At 63.5% G+C, this 23,525-nt stretch carries 17 protein-coding genes and 1 pseudogene; 7 read left to right on the top strand and 11 right to left on the bottom strand.

Going from position 1 to position 23,525, the window contains the following annotated elements; genetic code table 11:
• Positions 1 to 95: 95 nt before the first annotated feature.
• Positions 96 to 1,106, top strand: a complete 1,011-nt coding sequence (locus O7B34_RS13980; RefSeq protein WP_337146789.1) for an endonuclease/exonuclease/phosphatase family protein — start codon at positions 96 to 98, stop codon at positions 1,104 to 1,106.
• A 99-nt stretch (positions 1,107 to 1,205) separates the two neighbouring features.
• Positions 1,206 to 1,328, top strand: a pseudogene (locus O7B34_RS13975) (IS481 family transposase); the annotation flags it as partial.
• Positions 1,329 to 1,338: 10 nt separating this feature from the next.
• Here O7B34_RS13975 and O7B34_RS13970 read toward each other — a convergent pair.
• The gene (locus O7B34_RS13970) at positions 1,339 to 1,935 is read right to left on the bottom strand and encodes a DUF922 domain-containing protein (protein ID WP_337146584.1); all 597 of its coding nucleotides are present in this window, start codon (positions 1,933 to 1,935) and stop codon (positions 1,339 to 1,341) included.
• Between the two features lie 104 nt (positions 1,936 to 2,039).
• Positions 2,040 to 3,719 (bottom strand): electron transfer flavoprotein-ubiquinone oxidoreductase, encoded by a 1,680-nt coding sequence (locus O7B34_RS13965; RefSeq protein WP_337146583.1) that lies wholly within the window; start codon positions 3,717 to 3,719, stop codon positions 2,040 to 2,042.
• Between the two features lie 220 nt (positions 3,720 to 3,939).
• Between O7B34_RS13965 and O7B34_RS13960 the strand changes: the two genes are divergently transcribed.
• The 3 genes from O7B34_RS13960 to O7B34_RS13950 all read left to right on the top strand — a co-directional run bounded on the left by O7B34_RS13960 (position 3,940) and on the right by O7B34_RS13950 (position 6,430).
• Positions 3,940 to 4,584, top strand: a complete 645-nt coding sequence (locus tag O7B34_RS13960; protein WP_337146582.1) for a hypothetical protein — start codon at positions 3,940 to 3,942, stop codon at positions 4,582 to 4,584.
• 88 nt (positions 4,585 to 4,672) lie between these two features.
• On the top strand, positions 4,673 to 5,551 hold the full coding sequence (locus O7B34_RS13955) for a uracil-DNA glycosylase (RefSeq protein WP_337146581.1): 879 nt from the start codon (positions 4,673 to 4,675) through the stop codon (positions 5,549 to 5,551).
• Between the two features lie 48 nt (positions 5,552 to 5,599).
• On the top strand, positions 5,600 to 6,430 hold the full coding sequence (locus O7B34_RS13950) for a helix-turn-helix domain-containing protein (RefSeq protein ID WP_337146580.1): 831 nt from the start codon (positions 5,600 to 5,602) through the stop codon (positions 6,428 to 6,430).
• Here O7B34_RS13950 and O7B34_RS13945 read toward each other — a convergent pair.
• Positions 6,422 to 6,874: a hypothetical protein gene (locus O7B34_RS13945; protein ID WP_337146579.1), complete on the bottom strand. Its 453-nt coding sequence runs from the start codon at positions 6,872 to 6,874 to the stop codon at positions 6,422 to 6,424. The genes O7B34_RS13950 and O7B34_RS13945 overlap by 9 nt on opposite strands.
• Before the next feature lie 56 nt (positions 6,875 to 6,930).
• Entirely contained in the window at positions 6,931 to 7,896 is a 966-nt protein-coding gene (locus O7B34_RS13940; protein ID WP_337146578.1) for a DMT family transporter, read from the bottom strand.
• Between the two features lie 272 nt (positions 7,897 to 8,168).
• Between O7B34_RS13940 and pepN the strand changes: the two genes are divergently transcribed.
• Both pepN and O7B34_RS13930 read left to right on the top strand, forming a co-directional pair.
• Entirely contained in the window at positions 8,169 to 10,814 is a 2,646-nt protein-coding gene (pepN, locus tag O7B34_RS13935; protein ID WP_337146577.1) for an aminopeptidase N, read from the top strand.
• Positions 10,815 to 11,018: 204 nt separating this feature from the next.
• Positions 11,019 to 13,337 (top strand): PAS domain-containing sensor histidine kinase, encoded by a 2,319-nt coding sequence (locus O7B34_RS13930; protein WP_337146576.1) that lies wholly within the window; start codon positions 11,019 to 11,021, stop codon positions 13,335 to 13,337.
• Between the two features lie 44 nt (positions 13,338 to 13,381).
• Here the strand turns inward: O7B34_RS13930 and O7B34_RS13925 are convergent, their stop codons facing one another.
• The 7 genes from O7B34_RS13925 to O7B34_RS13895 form a co-directional block, all read right to left on the bottom strand.
• On the bottom strand, positions 13,382 to 13,855 hold the full coding sequence (locus tag O7B34_RS13925) for a hypothetical protein (protein WP_337146575.1): 474 nt from the start codon (positions 13,853 to 13,855) through the stop codon (positions 13,382 to 13,384).
• A 50-nt stretch (positions 13,856 to 13,905) separates the two neighbouring features.
• The gene (locus O7B34_RS13920) at positions 13,906 to 16,866 is read right to left on the bottom strand and encodes a bifunctional [glutamine synthetase] adenylyltransferase/[glutamine synthetase]-adenylyl-L-tyrosine phosphorylase (protein WP_337146574.1); all 2,961 of its coding nucleotides are present in this window, start codon (positions 16,864 to 16,866) and stop codon (positions 13,906 to 13,908) included.
• On the bottom strand, positions 16,866 to 18,347 hold the full coding sequence (locus O7B34_RS13915) for a sensor histidine kinase (protein ID WP_337146573.1): 1,482 nt from the start codon (positions 18,345 to 18,347) through the stop codon (positions 16,866 to 16,868). The genes O7B34_RS13920 and O7B34_RS13915 overlap by 1 nt, the downstream gene beginning before the upstream one ends.
• Before the next feature lie 8 nt (positions 18,348 to 18,355).
• Entirely contained in the window at positions 18,356 to 19,030 is a 675-nt protein-coding gene (locus O7B34_RS13910; RefSeq protein ID WP_023771592.1) for a response regulator transcription factor, read from the bottom strand.
• 353 nt (positions 19,031 to 19,383) lie between these two features.
• Positions 19,384 to 20,940 carry a Do family serine endopeptidase gene (locus O7B34_RS13905; protein ID WP_337146572.1) on the bottom strand — a complete coding sequence of 519 codons (1,557 nt, stop codon included), beginning with the start codon at positions 20,938 to 20,940 and terminating at the stop codon, positions 19,384 to 19,386.
• Between the two features lie 131 nt (positions 20,941 to 21,071).
• The gene (locus tag O7B34_RS13900) at positions 21,072 to 21,539 is read right to left on the bottom strand and encodes a cytochrome c-type biogenesis protein (protein WP_337146571.1); all 468 of its coding nucleotides are present in this window, start codon (positions 21,537 to 21,539) and stop codon (positions 21,072 to 21,074) included.
• Positions 21,536 to 23,521 (bottom strand): heme lyase CcmF/NrfE family subunit, encoded by a 1,986-nt coding sequence (locus O7B34_RS13895; RefSeq protein WP_337146570.1) that lies wholly within the window; start codon positions 23,519 to 23,521, stop codon positions 21,536 to 21,538. The genes O7B34_RS13900 and O7B34_RS13895 overlap by 4 nt, the downstream gene beginning before the upstream one ends.
• Between the last annotated feature and the right edge of the window lie 4 nt (positions 23,522 to 23,525).

Here is a 23,525-nt window from a genome sequence, read left to right as displayed (position 1 = left end):
TTGACCGATAAGCAAATCGAACTGATCGACAGGCGGCATTCAGCGGACACGACCTCGCAGATAAGACCTCAATGACAACAGGCGCGCGCTTGAACATGATGGCTGGGCTGGCATTCCTGGCGATGACGGCATTGTCGGCCGCTTTGTTGGCCGGGTTTTTCGGCGCGTTGCACCCCGCTTTCGATTCCTTCTCACATTTCCGCATTCACCTCAGCGTGCTGATGGCGCTTTTGGCGCTGCCGCTGCTTGCGAGTTCCTACCGGCTGCAGGCGGCCGCGGCACTGCTCTTCGCGGTCGCCTGCCTGGCCACGACGGCAAGCGCATTGCCCAGGCTGTGGCCGCAGCCAGCGGTTGCCAAGCCCGCCGGCCAGATCGTCTACAGCCTGCTGCAGATGAACCTTCGCTTCAACAATCCAACACCGAAGAAAGTGCTCTCACTGATCGGCCGCACCAATCCTGACGTGATCACGCTCGACGAGGTGTCGGCGATGTGGACAACCGAGCTTGGCTACATCGCCAGCGCCTATCCCTACCGGATCCTCTGCCCTTACCCGAACCGCATGTTCGGCGTGGCGCTGCTGTCGCGCCGGCCGTTTGTCGCCGACACCGCGCCGCGTTGCGAGCCGCGCGGCGCAATGGCGACCGCCACCATCGACTTTGGCGGGAGCGATGTCGATGTCGCCGCGATCCATTTGACCTGGCCTTGGCCGAAGGAGCAATACTGGCAGATCAGCGACCTGGCGCAGCCACTGGCCGCGCTCGGCGAGACGGCGATCCTGGCCGGGGATTGCAACGCTGTGCCTTGGAGTGCCGCGGTGCGGCGGGTCACGGCTCTCGGCGGGCTGACACTCATGCCTTCAGCCGGCCCGACCTGGATTCACCGGACACTGCCCGATTTCCTGCGCCGCTATGCAGGCCTGCCGATCGACCAGGTGTTCAGCAAGGGTGGGCTGACCATCCTGTCTTCGACGCGGCTGGAGGATACCGGCTCCGACCATCTGCCGGTGCTGGTCGAGTTCTCCGTCCGCACGGGCGACAAGCAACCGCATGACGAGCACGAGAGCGCGCTCGCGGCACGCGATTTCCAAGGCAGACCGCGCGGCTGATGCTTCCCCGTCCAGGACGGGGCACCATCGCGAATGCGCTAGATGTTTGATCCCAGGCTTTGATGGGGCATCCTTGTCTTCCGAATCAAAGGAGGCATTATGGGCCAGGTTCTCCATGGGAGCGCCACGACGACAGAGGCGGTCCGTCGAGCGATACAACATAGTCAAGAGAGCTTGAGGGCGCTGGCCAAGCGCTACGGGATCAACCAGAAGACCGTCGCCAATGACGCCTTCAAGGCTTGGTCAGCGCGTCGACCAGGTGCTCGACATGGCCGCCATCACGATGCTCGCGCGCATCGAACGCATTCTGCCTGGCTTCGTATTCGGCATAGATGGCGTTGATGCGCCGCCTCGCTTCGATGTGCGTGCCCGCACAGAACCAGTTGTCGGGGCGCTTCAGCCCGACAAGCGCGGTCTCGGTGGCCCGCATCATCCGCGCCGCGATGCGGCCGTGCGTATGCTCATGCTTGCGGACGCCGGTCATGAAACGGTCCCAGCGCTTGCGCAGTCTTGTATCTGTTGGCGAGAGCCGCCGTGGGAAAGTGTAGGTTACGTCGAGCGTCCCGTTGGCCTGGCGCAGCCGACAGGTCCCATCCTGACGGGCGACATCGAGATCCCAGTGCGTGGTGTAGCCGGTTTCGGCGATGGCGCGCGCCATATAGCCGTGCTTGGGCCCCAATCGGTCCATCGCCTCGACAAGGGCGGCGCCGGTCCTGCCGGCAACGTCATAGGAGCGGATATGCACGGTGAGCTTTGTGTCGGCCGAAGCGGCCGATGCGCAGACCAGCATGCCGGCAGCGGCGATCATAGTCAGGGTCCTCGGGCGCATGTCCGCCTCCTCTCCGGAAGCCATGAGACCATACTCCGAGCGGCGCTTCAACGGGCTTGGTTGAAACGGCCGCCCCTGCGGCGACAGACGAGGTCCGCCGCCGCTCACATACTCTGGTAGACCGGTCCTTCACCGCCCTGCGGCGGCACCCAGTCGATGTTCTGGTTCGGGTCCTTGATGTCGCAGGTCTTGCAGTGGACGCAGTTCTGCGCGTTGATGACGAAGCGCACGTCCTTGGCCTGCGGATCGGCGGCGGCGTTGCCATCCTTGTCGACCCACTCATAGACGCCCGCCGGACAATAGCGCGTGGAAGGTCCGGCGAAAACATCGTGCTCGGAGCGTTGCTGCAGCGCCATGTCGCCGACGATGAGGTGCACCGGCTCGTTTTCCTCGTGATTGGTATTGGACAGGAACACCGAGGAGAGGCGGTCGAAGGTGAGCACGCCATCCGGCTTCGGATAAGCGATCTTCTTGTGCTGGGCGGCAGGCTCGAGCGTGGCATAGTCGGCCTTGCCATGCTTCAGCGTGCCGAAGGGCGAGACGCCGAACAGCGTGTTCAGCCACATATCGAGGCCGCCGAGGCTGACGCCTATGACGGTGCCGAAGCGCGACCATAGCGGCTTGACGTTGCGCACCTTCTTCAGGTCCTTGCCGATGTCGGTCGCGCGCCAAGCTTCTTCGTAGGCGGAAAGCTCGTCATTGGCACGGCCGGCGCCGATCGCCTCGGCGACATGATCGGCCGCCAGCATGCCGGACAGCACGGCATTGTGCGAACCCTTGATGCGCGGCACGTTGACGAAGCCCGCCGCGCATCCCATCAGCGCGCCGCCCGGGAACGACAATTTCGGCACCGACTGCCAACCACCCTCCGTTATGGCGCGCGCACCGTAGCCCAGGCGCCTGGCGCCCTCGAACGTGCCTGCGATCGCCGGATGGGTCTTGAAGCGCTGGAATTCCTCGAAGGGCGACAGATAAGGATTTTTGTAATTGAGGTGGAGGACGAAGCCGACAGCCACCTGGTTGTCCTCCAGATGATAGAGGAACGAACCGCCTCCGGTCTTCATGTCGAGCGGCCAGCCGAAGGAATGCTGCACCTGACCGGGCCGATGGTTCTCCGGCTTGACCTGCCAGAGTTCCTTGAGGCCGATGCCGTATTTGCCCGGCTCGCGGCCATCGGAGAGTTTGTATCTGGCGATCAACTGCTTGGCGAGCGAACCGCGCGCGCCCTCGCCGATCAGCACGTACTTGCCCATCAGCGCCATGCCCGGCGCGAAGCCCGGACCATGCGTGCCGTCCTTCTCGACGCCCATGTCTCCGGTAACGACGCCGGTGACGGCACCTTCTTCATTGTAGAGCAGGCCGGTCGCGGCAAAGCCTGGATAGATCTCGACGCCAAGCGCTTCGGCCTTGCCGGCCAGCCAACGGCAGACGTTCCCCAGCGAGACGATATAGTTGCCGTGGTTGTTCATCAGCGGCGGCATGAGGATGTTGGGCAGGCGGAACGAGCCGGCGGGGCCGAGCACAAGGAAATGGTCCGCCGTGACCGGCGTCTTGAAGGGATGACCATCCTCCTCGCGCCAGCCGGGCAACAGCCGATCGATGCCGATCGGATCGACGACGGCACCCGATAGGATATGGGCGCCGACCTCGCCGCCCTTTTCCAGCACGACGACCGAGAGCTCGGGATTGACCTGCTTGAGGCGGATGGCCGCGGCAAGGCCGGCCGGTCCGGCACCGACGATGACCACGTCGAATTCCATGCTTTCGCGTTCGATATCGCTCATCAACCCCTCCGCACTGGCTTGCCGCCGTTGGCGTATCTTGCTGGCTCTCGCGCTGCATAGCGCATCATTTGGCGACAGGAAACCGGCGCATACGTGACAATGCGGATTTGGCCAAAAAGTCGCGCATTCCGCGGCAGGCAAGCCGCTTCCGCGCGGCGCGACCCGCCAAACTTGCGTTTTTTATTGTTCGACGGCTTGCTTATCGGCCATACTTCCCGCCATGCGCATTCCCGGGCCAGGCGGCTTCTCTTCGACGCGCTTTCCATCAACGCCCGGCCGGGCCTGCCGGGCGATTACTTTGGCCCTTCTGGCTTTGGCACCGGGTCATGCCGTCGCCGATGATGTGAAGGTCTGGTCGACAGGCGCGTACTCATTCTCCGACGAGCTTGGCGGTTTCCGCATCACCGGGGCCTCCGGCATCGGAACCAAGGACGATCCGCTTGTCATCACCGAAGAGCTGAATTCGGCGACACCCGTGACGCTGACCATCCGCACCACAAAGCCGATCCAGACATTCGGCAAGGCGGGTGAGTTCGCCAACGGCATCATGTATATGCGCATAGACGTGCTCAACAACAGCGGCCAGGGCTGGATTGAATTCCAGTTCGAGCTGCAGGAAATGCTGGACCAGCCAAGCGTGTTCGGAGACGGGCTTTCGTTCGACCAGCGCAACAAGACACCTGACAATATCTGGTCGAGCAATTTCGCCGATTTCGATCGCGAGTTCGAACCCTATGATCGGCTGCTGTTCAAAAACGGCAAGGTCGATCCGCTGAAGACCGCTCGCTTCGAATTCCTGATGACCGACTACACGCCGCGTTGGACCTTCTATCTCGTGCAGGATCCACGCATACCCACCGGCTAGACCGCGACGTCGCCTTGGCAGCGGGATTGGCTGCCGCCACGGCCTTCCCGAGGTTGCAAATTGGCGCCGCCCGGACGATGGTGCGGCCATGACTGCCGCCTCTCCCAATCATCCGGTCGATTTCGCCGATCTGCTCGCCTTCTATGCCAGCGCGGGTGTTGACGAGGCTTTGGAGGATGCGCCGGTAAACCGGTTCGCGGAGGCCGCGCCGAAGCCGGCGGAGCGCATGCCGACGGCGACGCCACGCGAAAGCAGCGCACCAGAGCAGCCGACCGCGACTCCGCCGCGCCTCAGTGGGCGCACCGTGCCGGATGCTCCAACCCCGCGCCCATCGACCTCCGCCGTGCCCGACGAGGCGCAGGCGGCGCTGGCGCGCCAACTGGCGACCGCGGCGGTATCACTGGACGAGCTGCGCCAGCACATGGCCGCTTTCGAGGGCTGCAATCTCAAGGCCACCGCCAAGAACCTGGTATTCGCCGACGGCAACCCGCAAGCCGCTGTCATGCTGGTCGGTGAAGCCCCCGGCCGCGACGAGGACATTGAAGGATTGCCCTTCGTCGGCCGCTCGGGCCGCCTGCTCGACCGCATGCTGGCCGCGATCGGGCTCGACCGCAGCTCGGTCTACATAGCCAATGTCATTCCCTGGCGGCCGCCCGGCAACCGCACGCCGACGCCGCACGAGACCGAGATCTGCCGGCCGTTCATCGAGCGTCAGATCGAGCTGGTCAATCCCAAGGTGCTGATCAATCTCGGCGGTCCGTCGGCCAAGACCTTGCTCAACACCTCGGAAGGAATCCTGCGGCTGCGCGGCAACTGGCGCGTCCACACCACGGCGTCCGGCATTGCCATTCCGGCCATGCCGACGCTGCATCCGGCCTATCTCTTGCGGACGCCCGCACACAAGAAGCTCGCATGGCGGGATTTTCTGGAGGTGAAGGCGAAGCTGCGGGCGCTCTCCCAGCGATGACCTCGCAGGTAATTGAAATGCTTTGGCCCGCGGCCTAACCATTCTTCCATGACAACGCCTCAAACCTCCGCCGGCAGTCTCATCCGCGAATGGCGCACGCGCCGCCGCATGAGCCAGCTCGACCTCGCCATGGAGGCCGAAATTTCGCAGCGGCATCTCTCGTTCGTCGAAAGCGGTCGCGCCGCACCTTCGCGCGACATGGTGCTGCATCTGGCCGACCAGCTTGCGATCCCATTGCGGCAACGCAATCAATTGCTGCTGGCCGCAGGCTTCGCGCCGAGCTTCAGCGAACGGTCACTCACCGATACGACACTGGCACCAGCGATGACGGCGGTCGAGATGGTGCTCAAGGGGCATGAGCCGTTTCCGGCATTGGCGGTGGACCGGCATTGGAACCTGGTTAAGGCCAACGCGGCAATCGGGCCATTCCTGGCCGATGTTTCCGAGCCCTCATTGCTCCAGCCACCCGTCAATGTGCTGCGGCTCAGCCTGCACCCAGGTGGTGTCGCGCCGCGTATCGTGAATCTCCAGGAATGGCGCATCCACCTGCTCGAACGGCTGAAGCATCAGAACGATGCCGCCGGCGACCCGGAGCTGATCGCATTGGAGCAAGAGCTTCGCGGCTACCCTTCCGGCCTGAAGAGCAGCCGGCCGGCGCCGGTCGAGCCGAATGCCATCGTGCACCCGCTCAGGCTTGCCCATGGCGACACGGTGCTTTCCTTCATCAGCACCATCACCGTGTTCGGCACGCCGCTGGATGTCACGCTGTCGGAACTGGCGATCGAGTCATTCTTCCCGGCCGACGAACAGACAAGAGCGGTGTTGGTGCGGTTGGCGAAAGAGCGGACGAACACAAAACCGAGTCCGGTTTCAGCCTGATTCCGGAGCTTTCGGGCCGCCGATCTGAGCAACAAACGGGTTCCCTGGGTAGGTCTGCGAAAGGTGATAGAGGTTCTCCTCGTCGGTGTAGCCGAGCAACTTTCCCTGCTGCCATTCCAACTGTGGGCACCAAGCACCCCGGTGCAGGAGATCGAGAAGCAATGAATACGCCTCGACCCTCCACTCCTCTCCCTTGAGAGCGTAAAACCAATAATCGATATTCAGCGTGGCACCCCGCCTCAGGGGGATTTGAAAAGTCCTTACATGTTCCGAGAGCGTTCCGTCTGCGACGTGACGGGCAAAGTCCTGATCGGCTAGCGCATCGGATTTTTCAAAACCGTCCACCCCCTCATGGGAAAACACAGCCAATGGCTTGGTCCCTGCGAGCATCATGACGAGCTCGCGGTTGGTGTGCAGGGCGTAAGGACGCTTCTTGTCATTCATTTCAAACTTCCATCAACCGAGACCCAGTTGTGAACGTGCTTTCAGGCGGTGCCCAATCAACCCTGCGGTAAGGCCGCCTTTCGGGTCCTCGTGCGTTCCAGACCGAGTTGCCGTTCGCGCCAGATGATGAAGATGCCGGCTGCCACCACGATCACACCACCGACCAGCGTGCCGGACGAGGTCACGTCGCCGAAAACGAAATAGCCGACGACGACACCGAGGATCATCGAGGTATATTCGAAAGGCGCCACGACCGAGGCTTCGGCATGGCGATAGGCCGCAGTCATCAGAATCTGGCCGAGGCCGCCACAAAAGCCGGCCATGATGAGCAGTGCTGCTTGCGCCGGCGTCAGCGATTGCCAGCCGAACGGCAGCGTCAGCAGTGAGAGCACGCTCGCCGTCGACGAGAACCACAGCACGATGGTGGCCGTCTTCTCCGTCTGCACGAGATTGCGCACCAGCAGCATGGCGACAGCCGAGATTGCCGCGGCCGCCAGCGCGGCCATGACGCCCAGGACCTCCTGGTCGTCCAGCCCTTGATCCGAATTGAGCAGAGTCAGCTCCGGCCAGGAAATGATGAGCACGCCAATGAGGCCGATCGCGACGGCGCTCCAGCGATAGACGCGGATCGTCTCGCCAAGGAATACCGAGGAGAACACCACGACCAGCAGCGGCTGTGCATAGTTCAGGGTAATCGCCTCCGGCAACGGCAACCTGGTGAGCGCGAAAAAGCCGAGCCCCATGGCACCGACGCCGACGACGCCACGTGCGACGTGGTTGAAGGGACGCTTCGTGACGAATGCCGTGGCCAGATGTCCTTTCAATGCCAGGAAGGCAATGATCGGGAAGATGGCGAAGAAGGAACGGAAGAAGACGATCTGCCCGGCAGGCACGTCGCCCGCCGCCTTGATACAGGTTTGCATGCCGACAAAAACCGCCACGGAGACGATCTTCAGCACGATGCCTCTGAGCGTATCGTGGCCGCTGGTGGTTTCTGGTTGCGCCTCCGCCCGGGATGTCACTTTGGCAATGCGTCTCTGCCCGCCGCCGAGGGCACATTGCGGGTCTCGAAACGGCAGAACGGGAAATTGTCTGCGCGCTGAACGAAAGCGCCCATCCCGATTTCCGGTGTGACGGCGGTCATGGCTGCCCTCGCGATGATGAAAGGAAGGCCTGAATTAGGCTCTGCCGCAGTTTTGTCGAGGGTGTGTTTCGTGTAAAGAGCGCGGACTTTGAATTTTTTGGACCAGCCAAAACATGTCCGGTCCCCGGAAAAGACAGGAAAAGCCAGGGAATGCGCACCGACACAGGCCAAGTCTTCAAACTCGAGGACTATCGCCCCAGCGACTACCTCATTCCGGAAACCAACCTTGACTTCCGTCTTTCGCCACAGGCCACCGTCGTCACCGCGATACTGACCGTAGAGCGCCGCGAGGGGATATCGAAATCGACTCCGCTGGTGCTCGACGGCGATGGGTTGACGCTCAAGCGCGTCGAGATCGACGGCAAGACGGTGAGACCGGCTGATCTGCTGGCGAGCCCGGACCAACTGACCCTGCTCAAGCCGCCGGCCGCACGTCGTTTCCAACTGCGGATCGAAACCGAACTGGCGCCGGCCAGCAATGAGGCTCTTATGGGCCTTTGCCGTTCGAACAATGTTTACTGCACGCAGTGCGAGGCGGAGGGTTTTCGCCGCATCACCTACTTCCTGGATCGCCCCGATATCCTGTCCGTCTACACGGTGCGGATCGAGGCGCGGCGCGACGAGGCGCCGCTGCTCCTGTCCAACGGCAATCCGGTCGAGAACGGCGATCTCGCCGATGGCTGGCACTACGCCAACTGGCACGACCCCTTCCCCAAGCCGTCCTACCTGTTCGCGCTGGTGGCCGGGAACCTTGGCCAGGTCGCCGACAGTTTCGTGACCCTGTCGGGGCGCAAGGTCGAGCTCGGCATCTATGTCGAGCCCGGCAAGGAGGCGCTCGCCGGCTACGCGATGGACGCGCTGAAGCGGTCCATGCGATGGGACGAGGAGGCGTTTGGCCGCGAGTACGACCTCGACGTCTTCAACATCGTCGCCGTGTCGGACTTCAACATGGGCGCGATGGAGAACAAGGGCCTCAACATCTTCAACGACAAATACGTGCTGGCCGACCAGGAGACGGCGACGGACGCCGATTTCGCCAATATAGAGGCGATCATCGCGCATGAGTATTTCCACAATTGGACAGGCAATAGAATCACTTGCCGCGACTGGTTCCAGCTTTGCCTGAAGGAGGGGTTGACGGTCTTCCGCGATCATGAATTCTCCGCCGACCAGCGCTCGCGCGCGGTCAAGCGCATCGCCGAAGTGCGCACGCTGCGTGCCCACCAATTTCCCGAGGACCAGGGACCGCTGGCGCATCCCGTGCGGCCGCGCCGCTACCGCGAGATCAACAATTTCTATACTGCGACGGTCTACGAAAAAGGCTCCGAAGTGGTGCGCATGATCCGCACCATTCTCGGGGCCGAGGTCTTTCGCGCCGGCATGGACCTCTATTTCGAACGCCACGACGGCGAAGCCGCGACCATCGAGGACTTCATCAAAGTGTTCGAAGAGGCGTCCGGCCGCGACCTTTCGCAATTCGCGCTCTGGTATCACCAGGCCGGCACGCCCAACCTGACGGTGAGTTCGACGCACAATCCGGCTGCACAGGAATTCACGCTCGAGATCGAGCAGTCGGTGCCGCCGACACCGTCAGAAAGCCGCAAGCGGCTGATGCATATCCCGCTCGCCTTCGGCCTGATCGGCGCCGGCGGCAAGCCGGTGGAGTATGACCGCGTCGAGGGTGCCAGCGTCGAGGACGGCGTCATCCATATCCGCAAGCGCCGTCACATGGTGCGTTTTTCCGGCGTTGCCGAACGACCGGCTGTGTCGCTCAACCGCGGCTTTTCGGCGCCGGTGACGCTGTCGGTCGAGCAGAAGGCCGCCGACCAGTTCTTCCTCGCCCGCCATGACAGCGACGCCTTCTCGCGCTGGCAGGCGTTCAACACGCTGCTCACCGATGCGCTGATCGCTGTCTTCCGCCAGATCCTCGGCGGCAAACAGCCGGACTTCGCCCCACGGCTGACCGACCTTGCCGGCGTCATCGCCAGCGACGAGATACTCGAGCCGGCCTATCGGGCCCTTGCCCTGGCGCTGCCTGGCGACGCCGACATCGCGCGTGACATCGGCAAGAACATCGATCCCGACGCCATCCATACCGCCCGCCACGCGCTTGCGCTGGCGATCGGCACGGCCAATGGCGAGGCATTTTCCGGCCTCTACGACAGCCTTGCCGACAAGAACGCCTTCAGCCCCGACGCGGCGAGCGCGGGACGACGCGCCTTGCGCAACATTCTGTTGGATTATCTCTCGCTGCTGCCTGGCGGGGCGGCATTGGCGGCCGGGCATTTCCAGTCCGCGACCAACATGACCGACCGCGCGGCCGCATTGGCCGTTCTCGCGCATCGTCACCACGGATCGCCAGAGGCGAACAAGGCGCTGGCGGCCTTCGAAAAGACATATGCATCCGACCCGCTGGTCATGGACAAATGGTTCCAGATCCAGGCCAGCGTGCCGGGGCCGCAGGCTGTCGACACGGTTCGGACCCTGACCGCTCATCCGGGGTTTTCGATGGGCAACCCGAACCGGGTGCGCTCGCTGATCGGCACATTCTCAAGCGCCAACCAGACCGGCTTCCATCGCCCCGACGGCGAAGGCTACCGTTTCTTAGCGCAGACGGTGCTCGAGGTCGAAAAGCGCAACCCGCAAGTGGCGGCTAGGCTGGCGACGGCGCTCAGGTCCTGGCGTTCGCTCGAACCGGGCCGGCAAGCCAAGGCCAGGGAAGCACTGGTTTCGATCGCCAATACCGAAAACCTGTCGGCGGACCTGCGCGATATCGTCGAGCGCACGCTGGCATAGGCGCCCCCTGCCATGTCCCGTGGGGAGAAGGCCAAGCCGCCTCACCTCCAAAGTCCGTTATTTTAGTCGATTTTTAATCTTTTTTCGCCGGAGCACTGGACAAGGCGAATCACCTTTGATTCTTTAATGGCGATTCGGAAGTGCGGTGTTGCCGGATCACCAGCACATAGAATGCGGCATACTGGAAATCGGGGAGTGCCATTTATGGCGAAGGCGGACGCGTGGGGCGCGCCCGGAGGGATGGCTTTTGCGCGTCGCGAGACGCGCAGCGACGGCCTTGCCGGGAATACGCGGCTCATCGCCGAACCAGCCTACAAGCGTCTTCTGGCGGCTGAACCGCTTTTGCGCCGGTCGATACCAGCTCTCATCGTCATCTTCCTCCTCGTCATCGCGGCGCTGCGCGTGCTCTCGCTCATGAACGAGCGCGACGACATCGAGCGCGATGCCAAGGCGATCCTGACGCTGGGCGCCGCGCAGCTCGCCAGCTCGCTCGTCACGACATCGGACACGCTGCCGGGCGCCACCCAGGACCTGCTGGAGACCACCAGCCGCCAAGGCGCGATGGGCCGCAGTCATGTGCTCGTCATCACCGACAGTGCCTTCAGGATCACCGCGGTGACACCACGTTCCGTGCCCTGGCAAGGCCATTCGCTCGACGGCCTCGTCCAGGGCGGCCAACCCCTGTTCATGTTCGGCGATCGCGCCGGTGTCATGGAGGTCAACATCGGCGGTGAGGACTGGTACGCGGCGGTCAGCCTGTCCAAGGACAGGAAGGGAGCCGCCGCGGCTCTGGTGCCGCAGGAAGCGGTCTTCGACACGTGGCGCAAGACCGTCTCGCTCAACGTCACCCTGTTCGTGCTGACGGCCGGAGTGCTGATCATCATCCTCTATGCCTATTTCGGACAGGCGGCGCGCGCGCAGGCTGCCGACCGCATCTATCTCGAAGCGCATCAGCGTATCGACATGGCGCTGGTTCGCGGCCGCTGCGGCCTGTGGGACTGGGACATGGTGCGCGGCAAGATGTACTGGTCACGCTCGATGTACGACATGCTCGGCTACGAACCCTGCGAGACGATGCTGTCGTTCGGCGAGGTCGACGAGATCATTCATCCCGAGGACGGCGACCTGTTCGAACTCGCCAACAGGATCGTCGCACGCGAGATCGATCACATCGACCAGGTGTTCCGGATGCGGCATGCCGATGGCCAGTGGGTGTGGATGCGCGCCCGAGCCCAAGTCATGGATCCGGAAGCGCCGGAGATCCAGTTGATCGGCATCGCGGTCGACGTCACCGAGCAACGGCATCTGGCGCTCCGCTCCGAAGCGGCAGATCTTCGCCTCAGGACTGCGATCGAAAATATCAATGAATCCTTCGTGTTGTGGGATTCGGCTCAGCACCTGATCATGTGCAATTCCAAATACCAGCAGGACAACGGGCTCTCGGATCGCGACGTGATGCCAGGTGTGACGCGCGCATCCCTGGAAGAGCGGATGCTGGCCTTTGCTTCGGAGCGCCGGCTTGCCAACACAAATGGTCCGCAGGGCGGCGCCACGTTCGAGCGGCAGCTGTCCGACGGCCGCTGGCTGCAGGTCAACGAACTCAGGACCAGGGACGGCGGCATCGTCTCGGTCGGATCCGACATCACCCAGATCAAGCTGCATCAGGAAAAGCTGGTCGACAGCGAGCGCCGGCTGATGGCGACGATCCATGATCTCAGCCTCGCACGGCGGGCCGAAGAGGAACGGTCGCGCGAACTGGTCGACCTCAACCGCAAATACATGAAGGAAACCGAGCGCGCCGAAGCGGCGAACCGGGCCAAATCCGAATTCCTGGCCAACATGTCGCATGAACTGCGCACGCCGCTCAACGCCATCATCGGCTTCTCCGAACTGATGGAACAAAGGCTGTTCGGCCCGCTGGGGTCGGAGCGCTACGAGGAGTACGCCACCGACATCAACAGCAGCGGCAAATACCTGCTCGGCGTCATCAACGACATTCTCGATATGTCCAAGATCGAGGCCGGCCAGTTCTCGCTGGACCAGGAACAGATCGACCTCGGTCCGTTGATCAGCGAAACCGTGCGTGTCGTGTCGCTGCAGGCGGCGCAGAAGGTGATCACCGTGGAAACGCGTATCGCCGACGCACTGACGCTGTTCGCCGATCGCCGGGCGATCAAGCAGATCGTCATCAACCTCCTGTCCAACGCGGTGAAATTCACCGGCCAGGGCGGCCACATATCGGTCAGGGCCCGCAACACCTCAGGCGCCCTGGTGCTGACCATCGAGGACAATGGCTGCGGTATCCCGAAGGAAGCGCTTGGCAAGCTTGGGCGCCCCTTCGAGCAGGTGCAGAACCAGTTTTCCAAGAACCATGCCGGCTCCGGACTTGGCCTTGCCATTTCCCGCTCGCTGGCCGAGTTGCAAGGTGGCGCACTGAAGATCCGTTCCACCGAAGGCGTCGGCACTATCGTGTCGGTTCGCATTCCGGTGAAGAAGGCTCCGCCTGCGGTCAAAGCCGCCTGAGCGGCAGGCTCCGGCTGACGGCCCGGAGCCTGCGTCAGCCAGCCTCACTGCATACCGTTTTCGTCGTCGCCTCCTTGACGATGACGGCCAAAGCGCCCGCCCTTCGGCAGCTCGCGGTTCTCGATCTTTCCGTCATTGTTCTTGTCGAGTATCGCGAAAAGCTTCTTTTCGCGGCCGCTGATGTCATCTGATGTCAGCGTGCCGTCGCCCTTGCTGTCGTAGCGGGCGATGATGCGCCTTGCCATACGTTCGAAGCGCGCCTTCTCCAGTGCGTCGGCGAGTTGAGCGACAGTCAGTTTGCCGCCATTGTCAGCCACGAGCTTCTTGAGCCGCGCGTCCATGACATCGGAGAACTGGTCGAAGGTGATAGTGCCGTTATTGTCCTTCATCGCCTTGTCGAGCCGCATCATGGTGCGCTCACGCATGGTTGCGCTGTCGACATTCTCGGCATAGGCGCCGCCGCCGACAGCTCCGGCCAGGGCGATGAAGGCAATTGCGAGCTTGGTTGTCTTTCTCATGGTTTTCTCCTGTTGCATCGTCACCCCCGATGCGGCCGAACGCTCGTTGATCACGAACCCCCGGCACGAAGCAAAAGGTCGAAATCCTTCCTGACCTTTTGCGACGTCTCCTTGAGGTGTGCCTCCAGCACACCGAAATCCGGCAGGTCGGTGACCGCCAGAAGCAGATCCGAAAGCCCCGGCGGAACGTCGTCACGTTCGAAGGGTCCGGTAAGGCACAGCCGCGTCATCTGGGTCAGCGCCAGATAAAGGGCGTAAGCATCGCCAAGGTCCTGCCTGATCCCGGCATTGGCGAAACGTGGCGTCAGGCGAGACAGGATCTCGGCCGTACCGGTGGCGCGCGGCCCGGCCTCGACCTGCCCGGTGATGACAGCCACCTGGGCGATGAATTCGAGATCGATCAGACCACCCGGGATCAGCTTGATGTCCCAGAGGTCGCGTGGCGCCTTCTCCTGCTCGATCATGGCACGCATGTCCGACGCCTCCGCCCTCACCTTCGCCGCATCGCGCGGCCGGCTGAGCAACGCGGCAACTTCCGCCTCGACCTCGCCGCACAGGCTAACGTCGCCAGCAATCGGCCGCGCACGCGACAGGGCCATGTGCTCCCAGGTCCAAGCCTCCTGGCGCTGATATTTCTTGAAGGCATCGATGTGGGTGGCGACCGGTCCCTTGTTGCCGGACGGCCGTAAACGCAGGTCGAGCTCGTAGAGCACCCCTTCCGCCGTAGGCGCCGATACAGCCGATATCAGCCGCTGCGTCATGCGGGTGTAGTAATGCGAAGGCGCCAGCGGCTTTTCACCGTCGGAGTCCTCGGCATCGGCATTGTGGTCGTAAAGCAGAATAAGATCGACATCCGATCCGGCGGTCAATTCGCGGCTGCCGAGCTTGCCCATTCCGAGCAGCGAAACCACGCCACCGGCAATCGTGCCGTGGCGCACCGCGAATTCGGCGGTCACCGCTTGCAACGCAGCCCCGATGGTCAGGTCCGCCAGATCGGAGAAGGCGCGGCCGGCGCGGGCCGGATCGATCGAACCGGCGAGCAGCCTCACACCGATCAGGAATTTCTGCTCGGAAGCAAATATGCGCAGCCGGTCGAGCATGTCCTCATAGGCACTGTCGCCTTCGAGGAAGGCCGACAGCCGCGCCGAGAGATAGCCGCGGTCGGGAAGCTCGGTCAGCAAAGCCGGGTCGAGCAGGCCGTCGAAGACATGCGGCCGGCGGGTGATGATCGCCGCCAGCCGGGGTGCTGCGCCCATGATCGTCGCCATCAGCCTGAGCAATGCGGGGTTCGACTGCAACAACGAGAACAACTGGATGCCGGCCGGCAGGCCGGCGAGGAATTCGTCGAAACGGACCAGCGCCTCATCGGCCCGGCGCGTCTGGCCAAAGGCCTTGAGCAGTGCCGGTGTCAGTTCCGTCAGCCGCTCGCGCGCCTCCGCCGACCGGGTGACGCGATAGCGCCCGAAATGCCAGCCGCGGATGACACGGCAGATATCGCTTGGCCTCTGAAAACCGAGACCGTGCAAGGTCCGCAGCGTGTCCGGGTCGTCGACGTCACCGGTGAAGACCAGGTTGCCGATGCCGGCCGAAAGCTCGGGCGCGGTTTCGAACAGCGCGGCATAGTGGCGCTCGACCTGCTGCAGCGAGGCGCGGAACGCCCCGGCAAACACGACCGCGTCGGCAAAGCCCAGCATGCGGGCGATGCGCTCCAGCCCTTCGTCGTCTTCCGGCAGCGTGTGCGTCTGCTCGTCGGCCACCATCTGGATGGCGTGTTCGACGCGACGCAGGAACCAGTACTGGCGGGCGAGCGCGTCACGCGCATCTGATGTGATCCAGCCCCGAGCCGCGAGCTGACCGAGCATCGGCACGGTTTCGCGGCCGCGCAGCTCCGGGAAGCGGCCGCCGGCGATGAGCTGCTGGGTCTGGACGAAGAACTCGATCTCGCGGATGCCGCCGCGCCCTAGCTTGACGTTGTGCCCTTTCACGGCGATCTCGCCATGGCCCTTATGGGCATGAATCTGGCGCTTGATCGAATGGACGTCGGCAATAGCCGCATAGTCCATGTATTTGCGCCAGATATAGGGCTGGAGCTCCTTGAGAAAGGTATCGCCCGCCGCGAGATCGCCGGCGACCGGGCGCGCCTTGATCATCGCGGCACGCTCCCAGTTCTGGCCGCGCGCCTCGTAGTAGCGCAGCGCGGCTTCAACCGGAATTGCGAGCGGGGTCGAGCCGGGATCGGGACGCAATCTCAGATCGGTGCGGAAGACATAGCCGTGCTCGGTACGATCCTGCAGGATGCGCACCAGCCGCCGCGTCAGGCGTGAAAACAGGTCGGTGGCGTCGAGTGGATCGACCACGGCGGGCGCTTCCGGATCGAAGAACACGACGAGGTCGATATCGGAGGAGAAATTCAGCTCATGCGCGCCGAGCTTGCCCATGCCGAGCAGGATCCAACCCGATTGATGCGACGGACTGTCGAGGTCGGGCAGTTTGAGCTTGCCCTGGCCATGCGCGTCACGCAGCAGGAAATCGACGGCCGCACGGGTGCAGGCGTCGGCGAGATCGCTCAACCGCCTTACAGTCAGCGAGGTTTCAGCCTCGCCCGAAAGATCGGCGAGTGCGATCAGGAAATGCGCCTCGGCCTTATGCCGGCGCAGCTCCATCATCAGGCCGGATTCCGAGACCATTTCCGCCAGCGGCGCCTGGTCGATCGCGGCGGTGATCGCCTTCAGGCGGGTCTCGACCGGCAGGTCGAAGAGGCCGTCCAGGATTTGCGGCCGGCGGCGCGCCGTATCGCGCAGGAACGGCGAAAGGTCAAAGACGGCGGCCAGGAAATCCTGCGCCGTCCCCTTGCCGGCCAGGAATTTGGCCGCCCGTGTCAGCCCTTCTTCGCGCGCTGCGTCCGCGATTTCGGACAGTTCCTGCCGTGCCCGGCTCTCGTCGAGCGGAGCAAGGGGGGATTCCAGGCTCAGCAACCAGTCTGTCTTGCTCCGTTTGGCAACGGCCGCCATTAGTGGTCCTCCCGCGCGGGGAAACTCATGACCACGGATAGTCCTGGATTGCCAGGCAACAGGTCAAGCCGGCCGTAATGGAATGTCATGACCGCCTTGGCGAGACTGAGGCCAAGGCCGGAACCGGGCTGCGAACGGCTCTTCTCCAGCCGCACGAACCGTTCGGTCGCCCGGGCGCGATCGGCTTCGTCGGGAATGCCCTGGCCGTTGTCGGCGACGGAAAGCCTGATCTCGCCATGCGTGCGTTCGAGCGCCACACGGACCGCCGGCTTGGATGTGGAATCGGTTGAGTACTTGATCGCATTGTCGACGATGTTGGAAAGCGCCTGGCCGATCAGTTCGCGGTTGCCGTCAACGACAAAAGCACCGTTCACCTCGGCATCCAGCGAAACGCCAGCCTCCTCGGCCACGGGCTCGTAGAGTTCGACCACATCACGCACGGCCGCCGCCAGATCGACGCGGTTGGTGTGCTCGGAAGAATACCCAGCCTCCAGCCGGGAGATCATCAGGATGGCGTTGAAGGTTTTTATCAGCTGGTCGGACTCGGCGATGGTGCCTTCCAGCGCCTGCCGATAGTCCGATGTTTTCTGCTTGCCGGAAAGCGTCGCTTCGGCCCGGTTGCGCAGCCGGGTCAGCGGCGTCTTCAGGTCATGCGCGATGTTGTCGGATACCTGCTTCAGGCCTTCGTTGAGCGTGGAGATCCTGGCCAGCATGACGTTGAGATTTTCCGATAGCCGGTCGAACTCGTCACCGGCGCCGGTCACCGGCAACCGGCCACTGAGATCACCGCCCATAATGCGCCGGCTTGCCTTGGAAACCCCGTCGATACGCTTCAATGCCGCGCGGCCAACAAAGAACCAGATCAGGATGCCGCCCACCCCCATCATGCCGAGCGCCAGCACCAGCGAACGGCGGATGACGGCACGGAACCGCTCCGGTTCGCCGAGATCGCGGCCGACCAGCATGATCATCTGGTTCGGCAGCCGCAGCACCAGGGCAATGGCGTTGTGACCCTTTTCGCCTTCGGCCTGCGGCGGCGCATTATCGCCAGTCGAAGGAGGCGTCGCCTGGTCCGACGTTCCGCTGCGCAGGCGATCAAGCTCACCCTCGCCGAAGCGCTTGTAGGAGAACGGCTCGGTCGTCCAGCCCTCGGTGTCGATCACCCCAGGTTCAAGACTCTGCACATTGCCTGTCAGGATCTGGCCGTTGGCATCGGCGATCAGATAGAGGTTGGCGCCGGGCTGGCGCGAGCGGGCCTCGACCACGCGGACCAATACCGGCAGACCTCCGCGCTGATAGGCGCGGGCGAGGCCGAGCACTTCGTCGTTGATGGTCTCCTGCGTCTGCGCCGTCAGCATGCGCGCCGAGAGCGAAGTCATATAGAGGACGAGCAGCACCGCGCAGAGTGCAAAGAGCAGGAGATACAGCGCCGAAAGCCGTGCGGCCGTCGTCTTCATGATGGCGGGCACGGAAAGCGCCATGCTGCCGCCTAGCCGCCCTTCAGCATGTAGCCGGCACCGCGAACCGTATGCAGGATGGGCTTGTCGAAACCCTTTTCGATCTTGCCGCGTAGCCGCGAGACGTGGACATCGATGACATTGGTCTGCGGATCGAAATGATAATCCCAGACATTTTCGAGCAGCATGGTGCGCGTCACCACCTGGCCGGCATGGCGCATAAGATATTCGAGCAGGCGGAATTCGCGTGGCTGCAGCGTGATCTCGCGCGCCGCCCGGCGGACGGAATGCGACAGCCTGTCGAGTTCAAGGTCGCCAACCCGGTAGACGGTCTCGGCCTCCTTGGCGCTGGCGCGTCGGTTCAGCACCTCGACGCGAGCCAGAAGTTCGGAAAAGGCATAGGGCTTGGTCAGATAGTCGTCGCCGCCGGCGCGCAGGCCAGTGACCCGGTCATCGACCTCGCCCAGCGCCGACAGGATGAGCACCGGCGTCGTGTTGCCCCTGGAGCGGAGGGCGGCAATGACCGATAGGCCGTCGCGGCGCGGCATCATCCGATCGATGACCATCACGTCATAATCACCCGCATCGGCAAGCGCGAAGCCGGTCTCGCCGTCACCCGCGACATGCGCGGTATGACCCGCTTCCGTGAAGGCTTTCTGCAGATAATCCGCAGCCTCGCGATCGTCTTCTATGACGAGAATCTTCATAGGGCCGTTATACGCGATTTCGCTGGAAGGTTGAGTAGCCGGCATCTGCATTTTAGCCTTTGCCAAAGCACATCGCGATCAAGAGGATCGAGAGCGCGCGCGACAAAATCTTTGTTCCGTGGCGTCGTTACGCCGGACATGCCGGTTCCCGGTCATGTCGTTACCCGCAACCACCGAACCAGTCGGCTTCGGGCATGGGGGCGTGATGGGCCGTCATATGCGGGCGCGGCAGCGGGCGATGGGAAGCCCGCTGCCGCTGAAGAAGAGCGCGATGACTGACTAACGGGCTCTCCTTCTTGCTTTCCCATGCGGCGACTCGGGGGTGTTGAAACCGCCGCATTGGAAAAGTCGTCTCAGCCCTTGGCCACCGGCAGCGCGACGAAGCGGTTGTTGTCGTCGCGGGAGATCTGCATCAGCACCGACTTGCGTCCGGACTTGACCGCATCGGCCATGGCCTTGGTGACGTCTTCGGTGCCGTTGATCTCCGCCGAGTTGACCGCGGTGATGACGTCGCCCGGCTGGATGCCGCGATCGGCGGCGGCGCTGTCGGGGTCGACGTCGGTCACCACCAGACCCTTGCCGTTTTCGGACTTGGTGACGGTGAGGCCGAGATCGGCCAGCGTGTCCGGCTTTGCCGGAGCGGCGGGTTGCTGCTGCTGGTCGCCCGACGCCTGCTTGTCGCTGGCGGGCAGCTTGCCGAGATCGACCTTGACAGTCTGGCCCTTCCCGTCACGCCACACGGTGACGTCAACCGACTTGCCCGGCGAATAGGCGCCGATCAGGCGGGCGAGTTCCTTTGGCGAGGCAACGTCCTTGCCATCGACCTGGGTGATGACATCACCTGCGGTAATGCCGGCCTTCTTGCCGGGGCCATCATCCTGGGCGCTCGAAACCAGGGCGCCATTGTTGGACTTCAGACCGAGCGATTCGGCGATGTCGGAGGTGACCGGCTGGATTTCGACGCCGAGCCAGCCGCGCTGGACCGCACCATTCTTCATCAGGTCTCCGACGACCTGCTTGGCGGTCGAGGCAGGAATGTCGAAGGCGATGCCGACGCTGCCACCCGAGGGCGAGAAGATGGCGGTGTTGATGCCGACCACCTGGCCGTTGAGATTGAAGGTCGGGCCGCCCGAATTGCCGCGGTTGACCGAGGCATCGATCTGGAGGAAATCGTCATAGGGGCCGGCGCCGATATCGCGGCCGCGCGCCGAAACGATGCCGGCGGTGACGGTGCCACCGAGGCCGAACGGGTTGCCGACAGCCACGACCCAGTCGCCGACGCGAACCTTGGAATCGTCGGCGAAGTCGACATAGGTGAACTTGCCGCCGCCGTCGACCTTGAGCACGGCGAGGTCGGTGCGCGGATCGGTGCCGACCAGCTTGGCGTCGAGTTCCTTGCCGTCATTGGTCACCACGGTGAAGGCGGTGCCTTCTTCGACGACGTGGTTGTTGGTGACGAGATAACCGTCTTCAGAAATGAAGAAGCCGGAGCCCTGCGCCACGGGGCGCGGCTGATCGTTGTTGCGGTCGCGGTGGCCGAAGCGGCGGTGACCTTCGTCGTTCTGACCACCCTGGTCCTGGTCACCAAAGCCGCGGAATTCCTTGAAGAAGCGGCGCAGCTGCGGATTGTTGGGAAGATTGTCGAAACCGCCCTGATCGTCGGAACCGTCATCGGCTGTCGGTTGCAGCTTGGCCTTGACCTTGACGCTGACCACGGCTGGCGAAACGCGCTCCACGACATCGGCGAAGCTCGGAACCTGCGGAGCCTCGACACGCACGGCGTCAGCCAGAACGGGGCTGGTTCCACTGGTCAGCGCGCCAAAGCCGATCGCGCCGGCGACAGCGACGGACGCGACGGCAGCCAGAAGGCGCTTGCGGGTGAGGGAATATGAATTGGGGGCAATATTCATGGATCTCTTATCCTCTTTCAAACGGACGCGCCTTGATCGGCATCCTCAAGAAACGAGAATTAGAGCGGCGCACATTACGACGCCATTTCCGGCACATGAAACTTTGGTAATGTTAGCGGGCGACTGGGCTGTCAGTCGCGGTGCAGGATCGCGTCCAATGTCGCCTGCTCGTCGGCTGACAGGGATTTCGTCGCCAACGTCCGGCGCGATCGCGCGCTTAGAGCGATAAATACGCCTCCCACCAGCAGCAACAGAACCGGCGTGCCCCACAGCAACGCGTTGCGCAGGTCGAAGCGCGGCTTCAGCAGCACGAACTCGCCGTAGCGGGAAACCACGTAGTCCATCACCTGCTGGTCGGTATCGCCGGCGACGAGGCGCTGGCGCACCAGGATACGCAGGTCGCGAGCAAGGTCGGCGTCGGATTCGTCGATCGACTGATTCTGGCAGACCATGCAGCGCAAGCCTTCCGACAGCGCCCGGGCCCGCGCCTCGAGTGCCGTGTCGGCCAGCATCTCGTCAGGCTTCACCGCCAGCGCCGTGCCGGCAAAAAACAGCGCCAGCAGCAGGACAATCGAGGTCAGCGAAAGCCTTGCCTTCATGGCAGGCCCGCCGGCGCTACCGCCTGCTTGCGACGGCGCGATGGCGCGCCGACGCGTAGGCGCCTGTCCATCAGCGACATGGCCGCACCCGCCATCATCACCAGGCCGCCGCCCCAGATCAGCGTTACCAGCGGCTTCCACCACAGACGCACCACGACCGAGCCGTCCTTGCCCTCGTCGCCGAGCGAAAGGTAGAGTTGGGAGAGGCCGATGGTCTTGATGCCGGACTCCGTCGTCGTCATCTGTCGCACGGGATAGAAACGTTTGGCGGAGCTGATTTCGCCGATTGGGCTGCCGCTGACGCCGATCAGCTCGAAGCGGCCGCGATCCTCGCTGTAGTTCGGTCCCTGCGCAGGGTAGAGCCCGACGAAACGCACCGCGCGGCCGGAGATTTCGACGATTTCACCGGCATGCATGGACAGTATCTTCTCCGTGCCGAAGCAGAGCGTGCCGACGATGCCGAGCACGGTCAGGCCGAGGCCAAGATGCGCGAAAGCGGTCCCGAAGACCGAGCGCGGCAAACCAACCAGGCGCCTGACCATGATCGGCGCGGCGGCATTGCCTAACCCCGCCTTGACGGCGAGGTCGGTCAGCGCGCCAAGGATCAGCCAGACGGCAAGGCCGACGCCAAGCGCGGCAAGCACCGAAGCGCCGTCGATGAATAAGGCGGTGACCAGCGTTGCCAGAAGGGCGGCCGCAAACGCCACCATCAGGCGCTGCGCGACGCCAAACACATCGCCGCGTTTCCAGGCCAGCAGCGGCCCAAAGGGAACCATCACCAGAAGCGGCACCATGAGCGGGGCGAAGGTGAGGTTGAAGAACGGCGCCCCGACCGAAATCTTGTCGGCCGAAAAAGCCTCGACCGCCAGCGGATCGAGCGTGCCGACCAGCACGGTGGCGGTCGCCGTGGTCAGGAAGAGATTGTTGAGGACGAGAGCCCCTTCGCGCGAAATCGGATGGAACAGGCCGCCTGCCGTCAATTTCGAGGCGCGCAGCGCAAATAGTGCCAGCGAGCCACCGATGAACAACGTCAGGATGCACAGGATGAAGACGCCGCGCGTCGGATCGGTGGCAAAGGCGTGGACGGAAGTCAGGACGCCCGAACGCACCAGGAAGGTGCCAAGCAGCGACAGCGAGAAGGTCAAAATGGCAAGCAGCAGTGTCCAGATCTTCAACGCCGAGCGCTTTTCCATGACGATGGCCGAATGCAGCAGCGCGGTGCCCGCCAGCCACGGCATGAAGGAAGCGTTCTCGACCGGATCCCAGAACCAGAAACCGCCCCAGCCGAGTTCGTAGTAGGCCCAGTACGATCCCATCGCGATGCCGCCGGTCAGGAACATCCAGGCGACCAGTGTCCACGGCCGCACCCAGCGCGCCCAGGAGGCATCGATGCGCCCCTCGATGAGGGCCGCGACCGAGAAGGAAAAGCAGATCGAGAAGCCGACATAGCCGAGATAGAGCAGCGGCGGATGAATGGCGAGGCCAAGATCCTGCAGGATCGGGTTGAGATCGCGGCCTTCGATGGGCGCCGGGTTGAGCCGGATGAAAGGATTGGACGTCATCAGGATGAACAGGAAGAAAGTAGCGCCAATGGCGCCCTGCACCGCAAGCACGTTGGCGCGCAGCGTCGCCGGCAGGTTGGAGCCGAAAGCGGCGACAAGCGCGCCGAAGAAGGTCAGGATCAGCACCCAGAGCAGCATCGAGCCCTCATGGTTGCCCCAGGTTCCGGTGATCTTGTAGATCAGCGGCTGCAGCGAATGTGAGTTCTCCCAGACGGTCGCCAGCGAGAAATCGGAGCTTGCGTAAGCGCTCGCAAGTGCGGTGAAGGACAGCGCCGTCAGGGCAAAACCGGTCACCGCGACCGGACCGCCGACTGCCATCAGGCGCTGGTTATTCAGCCGCGCGCCAAACAGCGGCACGACGGCCTGCACCAGCGAGAGCGCGAACGCCAGAACCAGGGCGAAATGTCCGGTCTCAACCATTCCC

This window comes from Mesorhizobium sp. Cs1299R1N3, from assembly GCF_037179625.1.
Classification (GTDB): Bacteria; Pseudomonadota; Alphaproteobacteria; order Rhizobiales; family Rhizobiaceae; genus Mesorhizobium; species Mesorhizobium salmacidum.
This window is presented reverse-complemented; position numbering and strand designations above follow the sequence as displayed.